Source organism: Rudaea sp. (assembly GCF_057139185.1).
The window spans coordinates 1-18188 of sequence record NZ_DBNHDN010000024.1 but is presented as its reverse complement, the minus strand read 5'-3'; the positions used below and the strand labels follow the sequence as shown (position 1 = coordinate 18188).

General features: G+C 67.0%; 15 protein-coding genes. 5 read left to right on the top strand and 10 right to left on the bottom strand.

From position 1 onward, the window contains the following. The first annotated feature begins 96 nt into the window (after window positions 1-96). The 4 genes from pilB (at window position 97) to coaE (ending at window position 5029) form a co-directional block, all read left to right on the top strand. Window positions 97-1827: a type IV-A pilus assembly ATPase PilB gene (pilB, locus tag AC16HO_RS08225; RefSeq protein WP_484335372.1), complete on the top strand. Its 1731-nt coding sequence runs from the start codon at window positions 97-99 to the stop codon at window positions 1825-1827. A gap of 218 nt (window positions 1828-2045) precedes the next feature. Further along, window positions 2046-3326, top strand: coding sequence for a type II secretion system F family protein (locus AC16HO_RS08220; RefSeq protein ID WP_395641655.1), 1281 nt, complete (start codon window positions 2046-2048; stop codon window positions 3324-3326). A 152-nt stretch (window positions 3327-3478) separates the two neighbouring features. After that, complete coding sequence (locus tag AC16HO_RS08215; RefSeq protein ID WP_395641654.1) at window positions 3479-4342, top strand: prepilin peptidase; 864 nt, start codon at window positions 3479-3481, stop codon at window positions 4340-4342. A 66-nt stretch (window positions 4343-4408) separates the two neighbouring features. Continuing rightward, window positions 4409-5029 carry a dephospho-CoA kinase gene (coaE, locus tag AC16HO_RS08210; protein ID WP_395641653.1) on the top strand — a complete coding sequence of 207 codons (621 nt, stop codon included), beginning with the start codon at window positions 4409-4411 and terminating at the stop codon, window positions 5027-5029. Here coaE and AC16HO_RS08205 read toward each other — a convergent pair. The 3 genes from AC16HO_RS08205 to AC16HO_RS08195 all read right to left on the bottom strand — a co-directional run bounded on the left by AC16HO_RS08205 (window position 5009) and on the right by AC16HO_RS08195 (window position 9982). Further along, entirely contained in the window at window positions 5009-5977 is a 969-nt protein-coding gene (locus AC16HO_RS08205) for a Nudix family hydrolase (RefSeq protein ID WP_395641680.1), read from the bottom strand. The two genes, coaE and AC16HO_RS08205, sit on opposite strands and share 21 nt — an antisense overlap. Window positions 5978-6102: 125 nt before the next feature. Next, a complete protein-coding gene (secA, locus tag AC16HO_RS08200) occupies window positions 6103-8835 on the bottom strand; it encodes a preprotein translocase subunit SecA (protein WP_395641652.1) in 2733 nt (910 codons plus the stop codon). A 205-nt stretch (window positions 8836-9040) separates the two neighbouring features. Continuing rightward, window positions 9041-9982 carry a M23 family metallopeptidase gene (locus AC16HO_RS08195; protein ID WP_395641651.1) on the bottom strand — a complete coding sequence of 314 codons (942 nt, stop codon included), beginning with the start codon at window positions 9980-9982 and terminating at the stop codon, window positions 9041-9043. A 9-nt stretch (window positions 9983-9991) separates the two neighbouring features. Between AC16HO_RS08195 and AC16HO_RS08190 the strand changes: the two genes are divergently transcribed. Then, entirely contained in the window at window positions 9992-10546 is a 555-nt protein-coding gene (locus tag AC16HO_RS08190; RefSeq protein WP_395641650.1) for a DciA family protein, read from the top strand. Between the two features lie 91 nt (window positions 10547-10637). On the opposite strand, the gene lpxC is transcribed toward AC16HO_RS08190, so the two are convergent. The 7 genes from lpxC to AC16HO_RS08155 all read right to left on the bottom strand — a co-directional run. Then, entirely contained in the window at window positions 10638-11549 is a 912-nt protein-coding gene (gene lpxC, locus AC16HO_RS08185; protein ID WP_395641649.1) for a UDP-3-O-acyl-N-acetylglucosamine deacetylase, read from the bottom strand. Between the two features lie 290 nt (window positions 11550-11839). Continuing rightward, window positions 11840-13021 carry a cell division protein FtsZ gene (gene ftsZ, locus AC16HO_RS08180; RefSeq protein WP_395641648.1) on the bottom strand — a complete coding sequence of 394 codons (1182 nt, stop codon included), beginning with the start codon at window positions 13019-13021 and terminating at the stop codon, window positions 11840-11842. A gap of 190 nt (window positions 13022-13211) precedes the next feature. Further along, window positions 13212-14450, bottom strand: coding sequence for a cell division protein FtsA (ftsA, locus tag AC16HO_RS08175; protein WP_395641647.1), 1239 nt, complete (start codon window positions 14448-14450; stop codon window positions 13212-13214). Then, on the bottom strand, window positions 14447-15220 hold the full coding sequence (locus tag AC16HO_RS08170) for a cell division protein FtsQ/DivIB (protein WP_395641646.1): 774 nt from the start codon (window positions 15218-15220) through the stop codon (window positions 14447-14449). Before AC16HO_RS08170 ends, ftsA begins: the two co-directional genes overlap by 4 nt. After that, the gene (locus AC16HO_RS08165; protein WP_395641679.1) at window positions 15217-16236 is read right to left on the bottom strand and encodes a D-alanine--D-alanine ligase; all 1020 of its coding nucleotides are present in this window, start codon (window positions 16234-16236) and stop codon (window positions 15217-15219) included. Before AC16HO_RS08165 ends, AC16HO_RS08170 begins: the two co-directional genes overlap by 4 nt. Then, complete coding sequence (murC, locus tag AC16HO_RS08160) at window positions 16236-17711, bottom strand: UDP-N-acetylmuramate--L-alanine ligase (RefSeq protein ID WP_395641645.1); 1476 nt, start codon at window positions 17709-17711, stop codon at window positions 16236-16238. The genes AC16HO_RS08165 and murC overlap by 1 nt, the downstream gene beginning before the upstream one ends. Further along, window positions 17708-18188 (bottom strand): UDP-N-acetylglucosamine--N-acetylmuramyl-(pentapeptide) pyrophosphoryl-undecaprenol N-acetylglucosamine transferase (locus AC16HO_RS08155; protein WP_484335371.1); only part of this gene is annotated, 481 nt, incomplete at its 5' end. The genes murC and AC16HO_RS08155, both read right to left, overlap by 4 nt.

The window sequence follows — 18188 nt, the reverse complement described above, 5'->3', positions numbered from 1 at the left end:
CGCCGCGGTGCGGCGGCATCCGGGCTACGGGTCTTGCCCCGGTCGCGGGCTGCTATACTCGGGCAAAACTGTCCCGGGCCTGGCATGACCACGACGATGAGCGCACCCACAGCCGACGCCGGCTCCGCACTGGTCGGGTTGACCGGTGTTGCCAGGCGCCTGGTGCTGCAGGGCCTGCTCTCGGAGAACGACGCCCGCCGCGCCAACGACGCCGCGCTGAAGCAGAAAATCCCGATCGCAAGCCTGCTGCTGGAACGCAACCTGGTCAGCAGCGCCCAGCTCGCCCTGGTCAATTCCGAGGAATTCGGCATTCCGCTGCTCGACGCCGAGGCCATCGACCTCGCCCAGATTCCGCAGAACCTGATCAGCGAAGACCTCGCCAACAAGCACCAGGTGCTGCCGATCTTCCGCCGCGGCGCGCGCGTGTTCGTCGCCACCGCCGACCCGACCAACACGCGCGCGCTCGACGACGTCAAGTTCCACGCCAAGACCTCGGTCGAACCGGTGCTGATCGACACCGAGCAGCTCTCGCGCCTGATCGACCAGGCCTACAGCATGGGCGATGCGGGCTTCAACGCGCTCGACGACGTCGCCGGCGGCCTCGAGAAACTCGTCATCGGCGACATCGGCGAGGACGACGCCGACACCGGCGTAGACGCCAAGGGCAACGACACGCCCGTGGTCAAGTTCGTCAACAAGGTGCTGGTCGACGCGATCAAGCGCGGCGCCTCGGACATTCATTTCGAGCCGTTCGAAAACCACTACCGCGTGCGCTTTCGCATGGACGGCATGCTGCGCGCGGTGACCTCGCCGCCGTCGAAGATGGCCGCGCGCATCGCCTCGCGCCTCAAGGTGATGTCGGGCCTCGACATTTCCGAGCGGCGCATTCCGCAGGACGGGCGCATCAAGCTCAACCTGTCCAAGACCAAGGCGGTCGACTTCCGCGTGTCGAGCTGCCCGACCCTGTTCGGCGAGAAAATCGTGCTGCGCATCCTCGATGCCTCGGTCGCGCGCCTCGGCATCGAGAAGCTCGGCTACGAGGACGACCAGAAGGAACTGTTCGTCAACGCGATCCAGAAGCCGTACGGCATGGTCGTGGTCACCGGCCCGACCGGCTCGGGCAAGACCGTGTCGCTGTACACCGCGCTCAACATCCTCAACGTCGAGGGGCGCAACATCTCCACGGTCGAGGACCCGGTCGAAATCCGCCTGCAGGGCGTCAACCAGGTGCAGCAGAACGTCAAGCGCGGCATGACCTTCGCCGTCGCCCTGCGCGCGTTCCTGCGCCAGGACCCGGACGTGATCATGGTCGGCGAGATCCGCGACCTGGAAACCGCCGAGATCGCGATCAAGGCCGCGCAGACCGGCCACATGGTGCTGTCGACCCTGCACACCAACGATGCGCCGCAGACCGTGTCGCGCCTGATGAACATGGGCATCGCGCCGTACAACATCACCTCGGCGCTGACCCTGGTCGTGGCGCAGCGCCTCGCCCGCCGCCTGCACGAGTGCAAGAAGCCGATCGTGCTGCCGCCGGAAAGCCTGCTCGCCGAGGGTTTCAGCCCGGACGACGTCAAGGACCTGCAGGTCTTCGACGCGATCGGCTGCTCGATGTGCAACGAGGGCTACAAGGGCCGCACCGGCATCTACCAGGTGATGCCGATCAACGAGCCGATCAGCAAGATCATCTTGAAGGGCGGCAACATGCTCGACATCGCCGCTGCGGCCAAGGCCTCGGGCGTGCGCGACCTGCGCGGCTCGGCCCTGCTCAAGGTCAAGCAGCGCGTGACCAGCCTGGCCGAGATCAACCGCGTGACCAAGGACTGAGCGGTTCTGTCCGCCGTTGCGGTTGCGCAACGGAGCCGGAAGCGGGCCGGGGCCGTTGCCCCTCCCCTCGCGGGAAAGGGGCTGAAGCCTGGGGCACGGCGCGCGGCGCCGGGGAGGGGTTGAGGCGTGGACAGGGGGAATTTCCCTATTGGCACGCATTTTTCTTGCTGTGGTTAATGTACTCTTGGCCGTCACCCCAGCAGGCTCGAGCATCGCCCATGGCCACCGTGGCAACCACCACCCGCAGCAAGCCCAGCGCCGCCGACCTCGGCCGCGCCCGCGCCCAGGTCAACCAGAACCTGACCTTCGTCTGGTTCGGCACCGACGCACGCGGCAAGAAGATGAAAGGCGAGGAGGTGGCGAAGTCCGCCGCGCTGCTCAAGAGCGACCTGCGCCGCCGCGGCATCAACGCGAGCACGATCAAGCCCAAGCCCAAGCCGCTGTTCGGCGCGGCCGGGCGCACGATCAAGCCGCGCGAGATCGCCGTGTTCAGCCGCCAGATCGCGGTGATGATGTCGGCCGGCGTGCCGCTGGTGCAGGGCCTGGACATCATCGCCAACGGCCAGGCCAACCCGCGCATGAAGAACATGCTGCTCGACGTCAAGACCAATATCGAGGGCGGCGCCTCGCTGGCCGAGGCGATGCGCAAGTACCCGCTGCAGTTCGACGAGCTGTTCACCAACCTGGTCAAGGCCGGCGAGAGCGCGGGCGTGCTCGATACCGTGCTCGACACCGTGGCCACCTACAAGGAAAACATCGAGGCGATCAAGGGCAAGGTCAAGAAGGCCATGTTCTACCCGGCCGCGGTGATGGCGGTCGCCTTCATCGTCACCCTGATCCTGCTGATCTTCGTCATCCCGCAGTTCGAATCGGTGTTCGCCAACTTCGGCGCCAAGCTGCCGGCGTTCACGCTGCTGTACGTGAACCTGTCGCGCTTCGTCACCCAGCACTGGCTGATCATGATCGTCATTGTCGTCGGCACGATCGCCGGCATCATGCTCCTGTACAAACGCTCGCCGAAGTTCGCCCACTTCATCGCGCGCGCCTCGCTGAAGATTCCGGTGGTCGGGCAGATCCTGACCCAGTCGGCGATCGCGCGCTTCGCGCGCACGCTCGGCGTCACCTTCAAGGCCGGCGTGCCACTGGTCGAGGCGCTGGACTCGGTGTCGACCGCGACCGGCAGCCCGATCTACAACGAGGCGGTGAAGAAGATCCGCGGCGACGTCGCCGTCGGCCATCAATTGCAATTCGCCATGAAGCAGACCGCGCTGTTCCCGAACATGGTCGTGCAGATGGTCGCCATCGGCGAGGAGGCCGGCGCGCTGGACACGATGCTGTTCAAGGTCGCCGAGTTCTACGAGCAGGAAGTCAGCAACGCGGTCGATGCGCTGTCCAGCCTGCTCGAGCCGTTCATCATGATCATCATCGGCCTCGTCGTCGGCGGCATGGTCGTGGCGATGTACCTGCCGATCTTCCAGCTCGGCAACGTGGTCGGCTGAAAACCTGCTACGCTCGATGGCTTGCGCGCCGGCGGTGCTCGGAATCCCCGCATACTCGCGTGTATGCTCCGGTTCCTGCGCTCCGGCGACGCGCCCGATCCTGAACAAGACCGGCCCTTCGCCCGCCACGGTTTTACTCTGAGACTCGCTGCATGCAGGAACTGTTCGCGATACCCGGCGCGGCCGTGGCCCTGGCCGCCTTGCTCGGCCTGCTCGTCGGCAGTTTCCTCAACGTCGTCATCCTGCGCCTGCCGGCGCGGCTGATGCACCAGTGGCGCGAGCAGGGCCGCGAGCTGCTCGAACTCGACGCCGGCGCCGAACCGGCGCCGCCGGGGCTGGTGCGGCAGGCTTCGCATTGCCCGCAGTGCAAGCACGCGCTCGGCGCGCTGGAAAACATTCCGCTGCTGAGCTGGCTCGCGCTGCGCGGGCGCTGCCGGCATTGCGGCGCGAAGATTTCGGCGCAGTATCCGCTGGTCGAACTGCTCGCCGCGATCTGCTCGGCGCTGGTCGTGTACAAGTTCGGCGCGACCTGGCCGGCGGCCGCCGGGCTGCTGCTCACCTGGGCGCTGATCGCGCTCGCCGGCATCGACGTGCGCACCCAGCTGCTGCCCGACCAGATCACCCTGCCGCTGCTCTGGCTCGGCCTGCTGGTCGCGCTCGTGCCGTTTTTCATCGCCGCGCCGGCAGCGATCGTCGGCGCGGCGATCGGCTATGTTTCGCTGTGGTCGGTGTACTGGGGCTTCAAGTTGCTCACCGGCAAGGAAGGCATGGGCTACGGCGACTTCAAGCTGCTCGCCGCGCTCGGCGCCTGGATGGGGCCGTGGGCGCTGCTGCCGATCGTGCTGTTGTCCTCGCTGATCGGCGCGGTGGTCGGCGGCACGATGCTCGCGGTGCAGGGGCGCGATCGCGCCACGCCGATCCCGTTCGGGCCGTTTCTTGCCGCCGCGGGCTGGGTGCAGTTCGTGTTCGGCAGCGAGATACTGGCGCTGTACCGGCATCTGTTCGCGTTTCCGTGACGGCATCTCGAAAAAACTGCCGCGCCCGGGAATTCGCTCGCTACGGTTTTTCGAGGTGCCCTTGAGATGAAAGCGTCGTCGTTCGCGGTGGTCGTCACCGGCGGCATCGCCTCGGGCAAGACGACGCTGACCGACCGCTTCGCCGAACTCGGCGCGCCGGTGTTCGATGCCGATGCGATCGCGCGCGAACTCGTCGCGCCGGGGCAACCGGCTCTGGCCGAAATCGTCGCGGCATTCGGCGCCGACATGTTGAACGCAGCCGGCGAACTCGACCGCGCACGCATGCGCGAACGCATCTTCGACGACGAGGGCGCGCGCAAGCGGCTCGAGGCGATCCTGCATCCGCGCGTGCGCGACGAGTTGCGGTCGCGCGCGCGCGCCTGCGCGGCGCCATACTGCCTGCTCGCGATTCCGCTCTACGCCGAATCGGCGCAAGCCTACGACTGGGTCGACCGCGTGCTCGTCGTCGACGTGCCGCGCGCGGCGCAGCTCGCGCGCCTGACGCTGCGCGACGGCATGAGCGAGGACTACGCGCGGCGCGCACTGAGTACGCAGGCGACGCGCGCGCAACGGCTCGCGCTGGCCGACGACGTGATCGACAACAGCGGCCCGCCCGATGCCCTGCCGCGCATCGCCGCGCTCCTCGACCGGCGCTACCGCGCGCTTTCAGCCGGCAAAAAATCCTGAGATGCCGGCGACGCCCTGCGCGCCGTGCGCGCGCGCGGTCGCCACATCGTTCGCACCGAGGCCGCCCAGCGCATAAACCGGCAACGGCGCCTGCCGGCAGAGGCCGGCGAAACGATCCCAACCCAGGGCCGGCGCGTGCGCATGGCTGCGCGTAGGCAGCACCGGGGCGAGCACGGCGAAATCGACGCCGATCGCCTGCGCATGCGCAAGCTCGTGCGCATCGTGGCAGGACGCGGCGACCCAGCGTTCGCGCGGCAGCGGCCGCGCGTCCAGCCGCAGCAGTGCGGCGGACGGCAGATGCACTCCGTCGAGGTCGAGTTCGCGCACGAGATCGGGATGCGCGTTGAGCAGCAGCGTGGCGCCCGCCGCGCGCGTGCGCGCGTGCGCCGCGCGCGCGAGCGCGTGCAGGCGCGCACGCGCGAGCGTCTTCGCGCGCAGTTGCAGCAGGCGCACGCCGTCGGCCAGCGCGCGCTCGATGCGGGCGAGAAACACGGCGTCGTCGTCGCCCGGTTCGGGCGTGATCGCGTAGCACGACGGCAGGCGCAGCGCGGCGACGACCGGGCGGTCGGGCGGCGGCATGGCGATGCCGGCGAGTTCCTCGGCGCGATGCCAGGCGAGCGCCTGCCCTTCGCGCCCGTGCGGCGTGCCGGCAAAGTCGCGCACGCGATGCACGTCGAGGAAGATGGATTTGTCGCCGAAGTCCCACGGCACGCCGATCAGCGGTTCGCTCGCGCCGATGTCGACGCCGATCTCTTCGTGCAGTTCGCGGCGCAACGCGGCGTGCGCGGTTTCGCCCGGCTCGATCTTGCCGCCGGGGAACTCCCACAGCCCGGCCGAGTGCTTGCCGGACGGGCGCTGCGCAAGCAGCACGCGGCCGTCGCGGTCGCTCAGGATTCCGGCAACGACGTGGTCGAAGTCGCCGCGCTCGCGCGATGCCTCGAACGGCATCGCGTGCGGCAACTGAGGGTGGGGCAGGATGCCGATCGGAACACGCGCCATGGATGGTCCCTTGCCGATGCCAAACCATCATCCGGCGCTTCGCGCCGCCTTTTCCGGGATGGAGAAGGGAAAAACTAGGCCAACCGGCCGTGGCACTGCTTGTACTTCTTGCCCGAACCGCACGGGCACGGATCGTTGCGGCCGACCTTGGGCGCGTCGCGCACGACCGGGCCTTGCGGCGGCGGCGGCACGCCCTCGTTCGACAGCGCCGCGCCTTCCGCGGCCAGCGGCGCCGCGTCGGCGTGCTGGAATTCGAGCGCGCGGCGCTCCTGCTCGCGGCGCTGCTGCTCTTCGAGCGCGGCGACTTCTTCCTCGCTGCGGATGCGCAGCATGGCCAGACGCTGGATCACCTCGACCTTGACCCGCTCGAGCATCGCCTGGAACAGGGTGAAGCCTTCGCTCTTGAACTCCTGCTTCGGCTGCTTCTGCGCGTAGCCGCGCAGGTAGATGCCCTGGCGCAGGTAGTCCATGCTCGCGAGGTGCTCCTTCCAGTGCTGGTCGAGCACCTGCAGCAGGAAGAACTTCTCCGCCGCGCGCATGATTTCCGAGCCGTACTGCGCGTCCTTCTCGCGGAAGTAGCGATCGACCTCCTCGATGACGTGGTCGCGGATGCCGTCGGAGCTGAGATCGTGCTGGCTCTCGGCCCAATGTTTCACGTCCAGCTGCATGCCGAACTCGGACTGCAGCGCGCGGTCGAGGCCGGCGAGATCCCACTGCTCGTCGACGCTGTCCGCCGGCACATGGCGGCGCACGAGATCGCTGATCACGTCGTAGCGGATGTTGACGATGTTCTCGCTGACGTCGTTCGCGTCGAGCAGCTCGTTGCGCTGCTGGTAGACGACCTTGCGCTGGTCGTTGGAGGTGTCGTCGAACTCGAGCAGGTTCTTGCGGATGTCGAAGTTGTGCGCTTCGACCTTGCGCTGCGACTTCTCGATCACGCGCGTGATCATCTTGTCTTCGAGCGCCTCGTGTTCCTTCATGCCGAACAGCTGCATCCAGCGCGTCACCCAGTCGGGCGCGAAGATGCGCATGAGCGAGTCGTCGAGCGACAGGTAGAAGCGGCTCGAGCCCGGGTCGCCCTGGCGGCCGGAACGGCCGCGCAGCTGGTTGTCGATGCGGCGCGACTCGTGGCGTTCGGTGCCGATGATGTGCAGGCCGCCGGCGGCGAGCACCTGCTCGTGGCGCTGCTTCCAGTCGGCCTTGAGCGCCTCGCGGTCGGCGTCGGTCGCGTCCTCGGGCAGCGCGGCGAGCTCGGCTTCGAGCGAGCCGCCGAGCACGATGTCGGTGCCGCGGCCGGCCATGTTGGTCGCGATCGTCACCGCGCCGGGGCGGCCGGCCTGGGCGACGATCTGCGCCTCGCGCTCGTGCTGCTTGGCGTTGAGCACTTCGTGCGGAACCGGCGGCATGGCTTTGTCGAGCAGGTTGGCGAGCAGCTCGGACGTCTCGATCGAGGTCGTGCCGACGAGCACGGGCTGGCCGCGCCGATGGCATTCCTTGATGTCCTCGATCACCGCCTCGAACTTGTACGGCTGCTTGAGGAAAACGATGTCCTGGTTGTCGCGGCGCACCATCGGCTTGTGCGTCGGGATGACGACGACCTCGAGGCCGTAGATCTGCTGGAACTCGTAGGCTTCGGTGTCGGCCGTGCCGGTCATGCCGGACAGCTTCTTGTACATGCGGAAGTAGTTCTGGAACGTGATCGAGGCGAGGGTCTGGTTCTCGCGCTGGATCGGCACGCCTTCCTTGGCCTCGACCGCCTGGTGCAGGCCGTCCGACCAGCGCCGGCCGGCGAGCGTGCGGCCGGTGAATTCGTCGACGATGATGACCTCGCCGTCGCGCACGATGTATTCCTGGTCGCGGCGATACAGCGCGTTCGCGCGCAGCGCGGCATTGAGGTGATGGACGACGGCGAGATGCTTGGGGTCGTACAGCGATTCGTCGGCGCCGATGATGCCGTCGGCGCGCAGCACCTGGTCGGCGTGCTCCATGCCCTCTTCGGACAGGTGCACCTGTTTCTGCTTTTCGTCGACGTAGTAGTCGCCGGCGCCTTCCTCGGTTTCCTGCCGGCTCAGCTTCGGCACGATGCGGTTGATGCGCGCGTAGAGCTGCGGCGAGTCGTCGGACGGCCCGGAGATGATCAGCGGCGTGCGCGCTTCGTCGATCAGGATCGAGTCGACCTCGTCGACGATCGCGTAGTGCAGGCCGCGCTGGTAGCGTTGTTCCTTCGACAGCGCCATGTTGTCGCGCAGGTAGTCGAAGCCGTATTCGTTGTTGGTGCCGTAGGTGATGTCGGCGGCGTAGGCGGCGTGCTTGTCGGCATGGTCCATGCCCGGATAGACGACGCCGACGGAAAGGCCGAGGAAGTTGTAGACCTTGCCCATCCACGCCGCGTCGCGGCGCGCGAGGTAGTCGTTGACGGTGACGACGTGCACGCCCTTGCCTTCGAGCGCGTTCAGGTACACCGGCAGCGTCGCGACCAGGGTTTTGCCTTCGCCGGTACGCATCTCGGCGATGCGGCCGGAGTTGAGCACCATGCCGCCGATCATCTGCACGTCGTAATGGCGCATGCCGAGCACGCGCCGCGAGGCTTCGCGCACCGTGGCGAAAGCATCGGGCAGGATGTCGTTGACCGTTTCCCCGGCGGCAAGACGCGCCTTCAGCGCGTCGGTGCGCGCGCGCAACTCCTCGTCGGACAGCGCCTGCAACGAAGGCTCGAGCGCGTTGATTTTCGCGACCGACTTCTGCATCTGTTTGATCAGACGTTCGTTGCGACTGCCGAAAATGCCGGTGAGGATGCGGTTGAACATGGGCAATGTATTTTTCTTGGGGCCGGAAAACAAAAGCCGCCTAGTACACCCGGCGGCCAGTGCGCATTATAGATGAATTGGGCTACCCGAGTGCGCTTTCAAGCTCTTGGGCGAAGGACGAACGGCCCGGCAACAAGCGGCGCGAGCGACGGCGGGCCGCGTCGTTCCACCCGCCGCCCCATTGCTCGCCGCGCGCTTGCCGGCCTCACACCGGCTTGATCTTGCCCTTCACGTACGCGTAGGGATTGACCGCCTTGCCGTTGAGCCAGACCTCGAAATGGCAATGCGGGCCGGTCGAACGCCCGGTCGAACCCACCTTGGCGATGACCTGGCCGAAATTCACGCGCTCGCCCATCTGAACGAGGTTGGCCGAGTTGTGCGCATAGCGCGTCATGTAGCCGTTGCCGTGGTCGATCTCGACGACATGACCGTAACCCGCCCTGTCGCCGACGAACGAGACGACCCCGGCCGCCACGGCCTTGATGTCGCTGCCGATCTCGGCATCGAAGTCCAGGCCCAGGTGCGTTTCCATCTGGCCGTTGATCGGGTCGACGCGCGAGCCGAACGGCGAGCCGATGTAGCTGGTCGCCACCGGGTAGCCGCTGGGCACGAGCGCGTTGCGCGCCTTGCGGTCGAGCAACAGGTTCTCGAGCACGGTCAGCTGGGTTTCCTGCATGGCGAACTGGTCGCGCAACGTGTCGATGTTGCCGGCGAGATCGAAATCGAGCGTATGCGGGGCCGCGGCCGGATCCTCTGCGCCACCCAGCGCCGGCGGCTTGGTGAAATCGAATTCGCCGTCGCCGAGCTTGCCGATTTCGGTGAGCCGTTCGCCAAGCGCGTTGAGCCGCGTCGCCTGGGCCTGCAGCGCGCCGAGCTGCAGCGCGAGCGCATCCATGTCGCGGCGCGAGGCCGTTTCGAGCCGGTTGATGTCGCCCTGCTGCCTGCCGATCGTGTCGCGTATCGCGGCGACATCACGCAGCGCGCGATCGCGACTGTTGCTGACGATGCTGGCGGCAACCACGCCGATGCCGACACAGAACAATGCACAGCCTGCGACCGCGCCGATGATCTTGCAGCGCGTGCGCCAGCACTTCAGATCGAGTGTGGCCGGCATTGCGTTGGATTTTGCGACGATTATGATGTTCATCGTTTCGCAATGAATTCTCTGTACGCGACGTCGGGCCCCGCCCGCCGCGCTTCGGTTTACGCCATGCAGCCAGACCATCGATCGCCGGCCCGCAAACAGGCCACACCCGCCAGGGCCGGGCTTGCCGCACCGCCTTCAAAGCCCGGACCTGTCGCCCGGGCCATCGGCGAATCGGCTCCCGTCGCCGCCCTGCTTGCGCGGGCGCGCGCCCTGCATGCGCTCGATCGTCAACTGCGCCAACCGCTGCCGGACGCGCTGCGCCGCCAATGCCGTCTGGCGACCGTGCAATCCGGGCGGATCGTCTTTCTGGCGAGTTCCCCGGCCTGGGCGGCGAAGTTGCGTCTTCATCAGAACGCAATCCTCGCCCAGGCCCGCACGACGTCGGGCCTGCCGATCGAGAAATTCGCTGTGAAAGTGGCTGCCCTGCCTCCCGTCCCCCGGGAGCCGGCAAAGCACAAACCTCTTTCCAAAGCCAGCGCCGAACATCTGCGGCAAGTGGCTCGGTCCCTTGCCGACCCGGAACTCCGGGCGGCATACCTCAAGCTGGCATCCCTGGCCGAGTAGTTTTCCAGCGCTGCCTACAAAGCAGCTTTCAATTGAAAAGTGCAGCCATGGATGGCTGTTTTTTGACTTTCGCAATCACGGATGATTGCATTCATACCGCCTGCGCGGGGTGGGCGTACGAAATCGGCGCCTTGGCCTGGTCCGGGAAGCTCACTTCCTCCCAGGCCTTGGCGTCGGCCATCAACGCGCGCAGCAGCTTGTTGTTCAATTCGTGGCCGGACTTGTGGCCGTAGAACGCGCCGATGAGGCTGTGGCCCAGCAGGTACAGGTCGCCGATCGCGTCGAGAATCTTGTGTTTGACGAACTCGTCCTCGTAGCGCAGGCCGTCTTCGTTGAGCACGCGGTAGTCGTCAAGCACGATCGCGTTGTCCATCGAGCCGCCGAGGGCGAGGTTCTTCTCGCGCAGCATTTCGATGTCGCGCATGAAGCCGAAGGTGCGCGCACGCGAAACTTCCTTGACGAACGAGGTCGTCGAGAAGTCGATCTCGGCCTTGGAGGTACGGCGGGTGAAGATCGGATGGTCGAAATCGATCGAGAAGCCGACCTTGAAACCGTCGAACGGCTCGAAGCGCGCCCATTTGTCGCCTTCGCGCACGACGACCGGCTTCTTGATGCGGACGAAGCGCTTGGCCGCGGCCTGTTCCTCGATCCCCGCCGACTGCAGCAGGAAGACGAACGGCCCGGCGCTGCCGTCCATGATCGGCACTTCGGGTGCGGACAGGTCGACGTAGGCATTGTCGATGCCGAGGCCGGCAAAAGCGGAAAGCAGGTGCTCGATGGTCGCGATGCGCACGCCGTCCTTGACCAGGGTGCTGGACAAACGCGTATCGCCGATGTTTTCGCTGCGGGAGCGGATCTCCATCGGCTGCGCAAGGTCCACGCGGCGAAACACGATGCCGGTGTCGACAGCCGCAGGACGCAGCGTCATGTAAACCTTTTCGCCCGTATGCAGACCAACACCCGTCGCCCGGATGACATTTTTGAGCGTACGTTGTTTGATCATTTTTCTTATGACCCCTGGGGCAGGAGCGGACAAAAACGGCAGGAATCCTAACACACCGACTTTGCCGCGCAAAGTAAAACAGTGTGAAAAATCCTACGGGTGTTGCGTTGACGCAACATATGCGGATACATCTTTCGCGAGATGGTACCAGCGTCGGGCCCTGTCAGCCGACGCTCACGGAATCCCGTTAAGGATTCGTTACGCGACTGTGCCGTCGCGCAACGAAGCCCGGGGCCGCGGAGGCAGGCCCTGTCTGCCGGCATCCTTCGCCGCAAGACGCACCGCCTTTTTCAGTCCGCCTGACGACGCAGGAATGCCGGAATGTCGAGGTAATCCACCTGGGTATCGGCCATCGGCGCCGCCTCCGCCACCGCGGCCACGGTGCGCGACGGCGAGGTACGCACCGGCTGGATGTAGTCGTCGTACACCGGCATATTGTCGGTGCCGGTGCGCTTGACCAGATGCGGGCGCGCGGCAACCATCGGCTCCTCGCGACGCGCATGCTGGCGTGCCGCGTTGCGGTTGAGCCCCGTGGCGACGACGGTGACGCGGACGTTGTCCTGCATTTCCTGGTCGATCGCCGTGCCGATGACCACGGTCGCGTCCTCGGAAGCGAACTGGTGGACGACCTGGCCGATTTCGTCGAACTCGCGCATGGTCAGGTTCGGACCCGCAGTGACGTTGACGAGGATGCCGCAGGCGCCGGACAGGTTGACGTCCTCGAGCAGCGGATTGTTGATCGCCGCCTCGGCCGCGGCCACGGCGCGGTCGTCGCCGCGCGCGATGCCCGTACCCATCATCGCGAAGCCCATCTCGGACATGACCGTGCGCACGTCGGCGAAGTCGACGTTGATCAGGCCGGGACGCGTGATCAGGTCGGAAATGCCCTGCACCGCGCCGAGCAGCACGTCGTCGGCCGACTTCAGCGCCGACACCATGGTCACGTCATGACCGAGCACGCTGAGCAGCTTCTCGTTCGGCACGGTGATCAGCGAGTCGACGTACTGCGAAAGGTCTTCGATGCCCTTCATCGCCACCTGCATGCGGCGACGGCCTTCGAACGGGAACGGCTTGGTCACCACCGCCACGGTGAGAATGCCGAGCTCCTTGGCCAGCTGCGCCACGACCGGCGCCGCGCCGGTGCCGGTGCCACCGCCCATGCCGGCCGTGATGAACACCATGTCGGCGCCCTGCAGCAGCTCGACGATGCGCTCACGGTCTTCGAGCGCGGCCTGGCGGCCGACTTCCGGGTTCGCGCCCGCGCCCAGGCCTTTGGTCACGTTGCCGCCGAGCTGCAGGGTCAGTTTTGCGCCGGTTTTCTTCAGCGCCTGCGCATCGGTGTTCGCGCAGACGAAGTCGACGCCTTCGATGGCGGACTGGACCATGTGGCTGACCGCGTTGCCGCCGCCGCCGCCGACGCCGATGACCTTGATGACCGCATTCGGTGCGAGTTTTTCCACGAGTTCGAACATTTCCCTTACCTCCGCTAGTAGTGTGTTGCTGGATGTTGTTATCGATCACCGGCTGCAGCGCTCCGCGCCGCCCCGGCCCCGCGACGGACAGGCACATGTGCCATCGCGAAGTGGATCCGTTTCGGATCCGCGGCACGCTCCGTGCGCACCGCCTTGCTCTTCGTCCCTGCTTCCGATGCGGGATCGGGCGCTAAAACTCTCCCTTCACCCAATGCTTGACCTTGCCCCAGAAGTTGCCGACGTTGCCGGCGACGGAACTCCCGGGCGTACGCGAACTGCCGTCCTGACGGCTGCCGTAAAGCAGCAGGCCCACGCCGGTCGCGTGGATGGGATTGCTGACCACGTCGGCCAGACCGGTAACGTGCTGCGGCAGGCCCACGCGCACGGGCAGGTGAAACACCTCTTCAGCCAGCTCGATCACGCCTTCCATCTTGGCGCCGCCGCCGGTCAGCACGATGCCGGCCGCGACCAGCGACTCGTAACCCGAGCGGCGCAATTCCGCCTGGACCATGCCGAACAGTTCTTCGTAGCGCGGTTGCACCCACTCGGCCAGCGTCTGCCGCGCCAGTCGCCGCGGCGGCCGGTCGCCGACGCTCGGCACCTGGATCGTCTCCTCCGCGTGCGCGAGCTGGGCCAGCGCGCAGGCGTATTTGACCTTGATCTCTTCGGCATGCGCGGTCGGCGTGCGGAAGCCCTGGGCGATGTCGTTGGTCACCTGGTCGCCGCCGATCGGCAGGCTCGCCGTGTGGCGGATCGCGCCCTGGGTGAAGATGGAAATGTCCGTGGTGCCGGCACCGATGTCGACGAGGCAGACGCCGAGTTCGCGCTCGTCCTGCACGAGAATGGCCTTGCTCGATGCGATCGCACCCGGAATCAGATCGTCGACCTGCAAGCCGCAGCGGTTCACGCATTTGGTGATGTTCTGCGCCGCGCTGACCGCGCCGGTGACGATGTGCACGTTCGCCTCCAGACGCACCCCGCTCATGCCGATCGGATGGCGGATGTCCTCCTGGCCGTCGATGACGAACTCCTGCGGCTCCTTGTAAAGAACGCGCTGGTCGGCCGGGATCGCCACGGCGCAGGCGGCGTCGAGCACGTGGTCGATGTCGCCCTGGGTGACTTCGCGCTCGCGGATCGGCGCGGTGCCGTGCGAATTGCGGCCGAGGATATGGCTGCCCGAGATGCCGGCGTAGACCGAACGAATCTCGCAACCTGCCATCAGCTCGGCTTCCTCGACCGCGCGCTGGATCGACTGCACGGTCGATTCGATGTCGACGACCACGCCGCGCTTGAGGCCATGCGAGGTGTGCGAGCCGATGCCGATGATCTCGACCGGTTCGCCCGGCGCGTACTCGCCGACGATCGCAACGACCTTCGAAGTACCGACGTCGAGTCCGACGATCAGGGATTTTTCCGCTTTGTGCTTCATGTGGACCTCTGCGCCGGCGGCCTCGGCGGCGCGACGGGTTTGTCTGGATTGGGGGGCGGGCCCGGCGCGGCCGCGAGCCAGCGGATCGCGAAGCCGTTGGCGTAGCGCAGGTCGGCGCGCGCGAATACGTTCGTGCCGCGTCCGGCGGCCAGACGCGGGAACACGTCGAGGAAGCGCCGCAGGTGCTCGTCGATGTCGCGCTGGCCGAGCAGGATCTCCGAGCCGTCGACCAGATTGATCGCCCAACTGCCGCGCGCCGACAGCGAGACCCCGGCCAACGCCAGTCCGCTGCCGCTGAGCGTGGTCAGCGTCTTCTGGTAGAAGTCGATCACGTCCGCAAGCGCCGCATCGGGGCCGGAAAGTTGCGGCAGGCCCTGGATCGTCTCGGTGCCGGGCGCGGAAAACAGCGACCCGTTGCGGCCGATCAGTTGCTTGTCGCCCCAGCGCGCGAACGGTTGCTGCTCGAGCACACGCATCTCCAGCGTGTCCGGCCAGCGCTTGCGCACCTCGACGCGCTCGACCCACGGCAGCGCCGCGACCGCGGAGCGCACGTCGTCGAGCTTGATCGCAAAGAAGCCGGTGCCGAGGTAGTTCTTCGTCACCGCGCGGATCTGTTCCGCGCCGACGTGGTTGAACTCGGCCTCGACCTGCAGGTTGCGGATCGGCCAGCGCTCCTGCGCGAACCAGCCGTTGAGCACGCCGACGACCGGCAGGCCGATCAGGCTCAGCGCGATCACCCAGGCGAACAGTGTGAGGACGGTACGGTTCATGGGCGAGGCTCCGCATCGCCGCGGGACTCGGGACTCGGGATTCGGGACTCGACAGAAGCCGGCTTTTCCGGATGCCGAGTCCCGAGTCCCGAGTCCCGATCAAAACTCGTCTCCAGAATCCGCCACACCAACTCCTCGAACTCGATGCCGATCGCGCGCGCGGCCTTCGGCACGAGCGAGTGGCTGGTCATGCCCGGGGTCGTGTTCACTTCGAGCAGGAAGAACTTGCCGGAGCGGTCGCGCATGACATCGACGCGACCCCAGCCGGAGCAGCCGGCCGCCTGGAACGCACGCAAGGCGAGATCGCGGATCTCGCTTTCGCCCGCCTCGTCGAGACCGGGGCAGATGTACTGCGTTTCGTCGGAAACGTACTTGGCGTGGTAATCGTAGAACTCGCCCTTCGGCACGATGCGGATCGACGGCAGGGCTTCGCCTTGAAGGACGCCGACGGTGAACTCGTCGCCTTCGATCAGTTCCTCGACGACGAGCTCGCCGTCGTAGCGCGTCGCCAGCTCCACGGCCGCGGCCAGATCGGTTTCGCGGCGCACGCGCGTGATGCCGACGCTGGAGCCTTCATGCGAGGGTTTGACTACCACCGGCATTCCGAGCGTGTCGATCGCGCAACCGATGTTGTCGCCGGCGCGATGACGCACATAGCGTGGCGTCGGCAGGCCGACTGCCTGCCAGACCTGCTTGGTGCGGATCTTGTCGAGGGTCAGCGCCGAGCCGAGCACGCCGGAACCGGTCACCGGCACGCGCAGCGACTTGAGCGCACCCTGCAGCACGCCGTCTTCGCCATCGCCGCCGTGCAGGATGTTGAACACGCGCGCGAAGTGCCCCGCGCGCAGCGCATCGAGCAGCGCCGGGATGCCATCGATCGCCTGCGCATCGACTCCGCGCGCCTTGAGCGCGGCGAGCACGTTGCGGCCGGAGTCGAGCGAAACCTCGCGTTCCGCGCTGACTCCGCCCATGACCACGGCGACCCGGCCGAACTGCTTTGCGTCGATGATGCGCATCACTTTACTTTTCCACTTCTGGATTTCTTCGCTTCGACCGGAGCCAGCGCCGCCAGCTCGCCCACCGCAGCGCCGATGTCGCCCGCGCCCATGACGAGGACGAGATCGCCGTCGCGCAGCAGGCCCGGCAGCATGTTCTTCAACTCGCGCGGATGCCCGACCAGCACCGGCACGACCTTGTTGCGCGCGCGCACCGCGCGCGCGAGCGCGCGGCCGTCGGCGCCCGCGATCGGCGCCTCGCCGGCCGGATAGACCTCGGTCAGCACGAGCACGTCGACCTCGCTGAGCACGTTGGCGAAGTCGTCGAGCAGGTCGCGCGTGCGCGTGTAGCGGTGCGGCTGGAACGCGACGACGAGGCGGCGCGCAGGCCAGCCGCCGCGGGCCGCCGCAAACACCGCGGCAAGCTCGCGCGGATGGTGGCCGTAGTCGTCGACGAGCAGGGCTTTGCCCTTGCTCTTTGCCGAGCCCCCCAGCGCGATCTCGCCGCGCATCTGGAAGCGCCGGCCGACGCCCTGGAAATTCGCCAGCGCCGCCGCGATCACCTTCGCCTCGACGCCGAGCTGCCAGCCGACCGCGGCCGCGGCGAGCGCGTTCTTGACGTTGTGCAGGCCCGGCAGATTGAGGGTGACTGCGAGCGGCTTCTTCTGCTCGGGCAGATGCAGATCGAAGCGCATGCGTCCCCCGTCCTGGGTGACGCGGCTCGCGCGCACGTCGGCGCTCTTGTGCGTGCCGTAGGTGAGCATGCGCCGCGTCGTCGTTGCGGCGAGTTTCGCGACTTCGGCATCGTCGATGCAGAGCACGGCGACGCCGTAGAACGGCAGACGATGCAGGAAATCGTCGAACGCCTTCTTCACCTGGGCGAAATCGCCACCGTAGTTCTCGAGATGATCGGCGTCGATGTTGGTGACGATCGCGATCACCGGATTGAGCATCAGGAACGAACCGTCGCTCTCGTCCGCCTCGGCGACGAGGTAGTCGCCCGTGCCGAGGCGCGCATGCGTCGCCGCGGCGAGCAGCTGGCCGCCGATGACGAAGGTCGGATCGAGCCCGCCTTCGGCGAGCACCGAGGCGACGAGACTCGTCGTCGTCGTCTTGCCGTGCGTGCCGGCGACGGCGATGCCGCGGCGGAAGCGCATGAGTTCGCCGAGCATCTCGGCGCGCGGCATCACCGGCAGGCGGCGTTCGCGCGCGGCAAGCACCTCGGGATTGTCGGCCTTGATCGCGCTCGACACGACGACCGCATCGGCCTTGTCGACGTTGCCGGCCTTGTGTGTCTTGTGGATCTTGATGCCGAGTGCGGACAGGTGCCGCGTCACCGCGGAATCGGCCTTGTCCGAACCGGTGACCTTGTAGCCGAGGTTGTGCAGCACCTCGGCAATGCCGCTCATGCCCGCGCCGCCGATGCCGACGAAGTGCACGCGACGCGAGGACTCGCGGATCCAGTCCGAGCGGGTGTCTGCGATCTGCGGAGTCATGCGGATGCCACCTGCAGGCAGATATCGGCGATGTTCGCGGCGGCCAGCGGCTTGGCCAGGGCACGCGCGGCTTCAGCTGCCTTCAACAACGATGCGCGACGTTCCCGGATGCGCAGAACCGGTCCCAGGGGCGAGGCGTCGACCTTGCTTTCCTGCACCGATTGCGCCGCGCCGTGCTCCACCATCCACATTGCGTTGCGCGTCTGGTGATCGTCCACCGCGAACGGAAACGGCACGAGCAGCGAGCCGATGCCGGCCGCGCACAGCTCGGCAATCGTCAGCGCGCCGGCACGGCAGACGACGAAGTCGGCCCACGCATAGGCGGCCGCCATGTCGTCGATGAACGGCTCGACACTCGCTTCGACGCCTGCCTGCGCATACGCGGCGCGCGCCTCGTCGGCGAGCCTTGCGCCGCACTGGTGGCGCACCTGCGGGCGTGCCGATTCGGGCATCATCGCCAGCGGTGTCGGGAGAGCC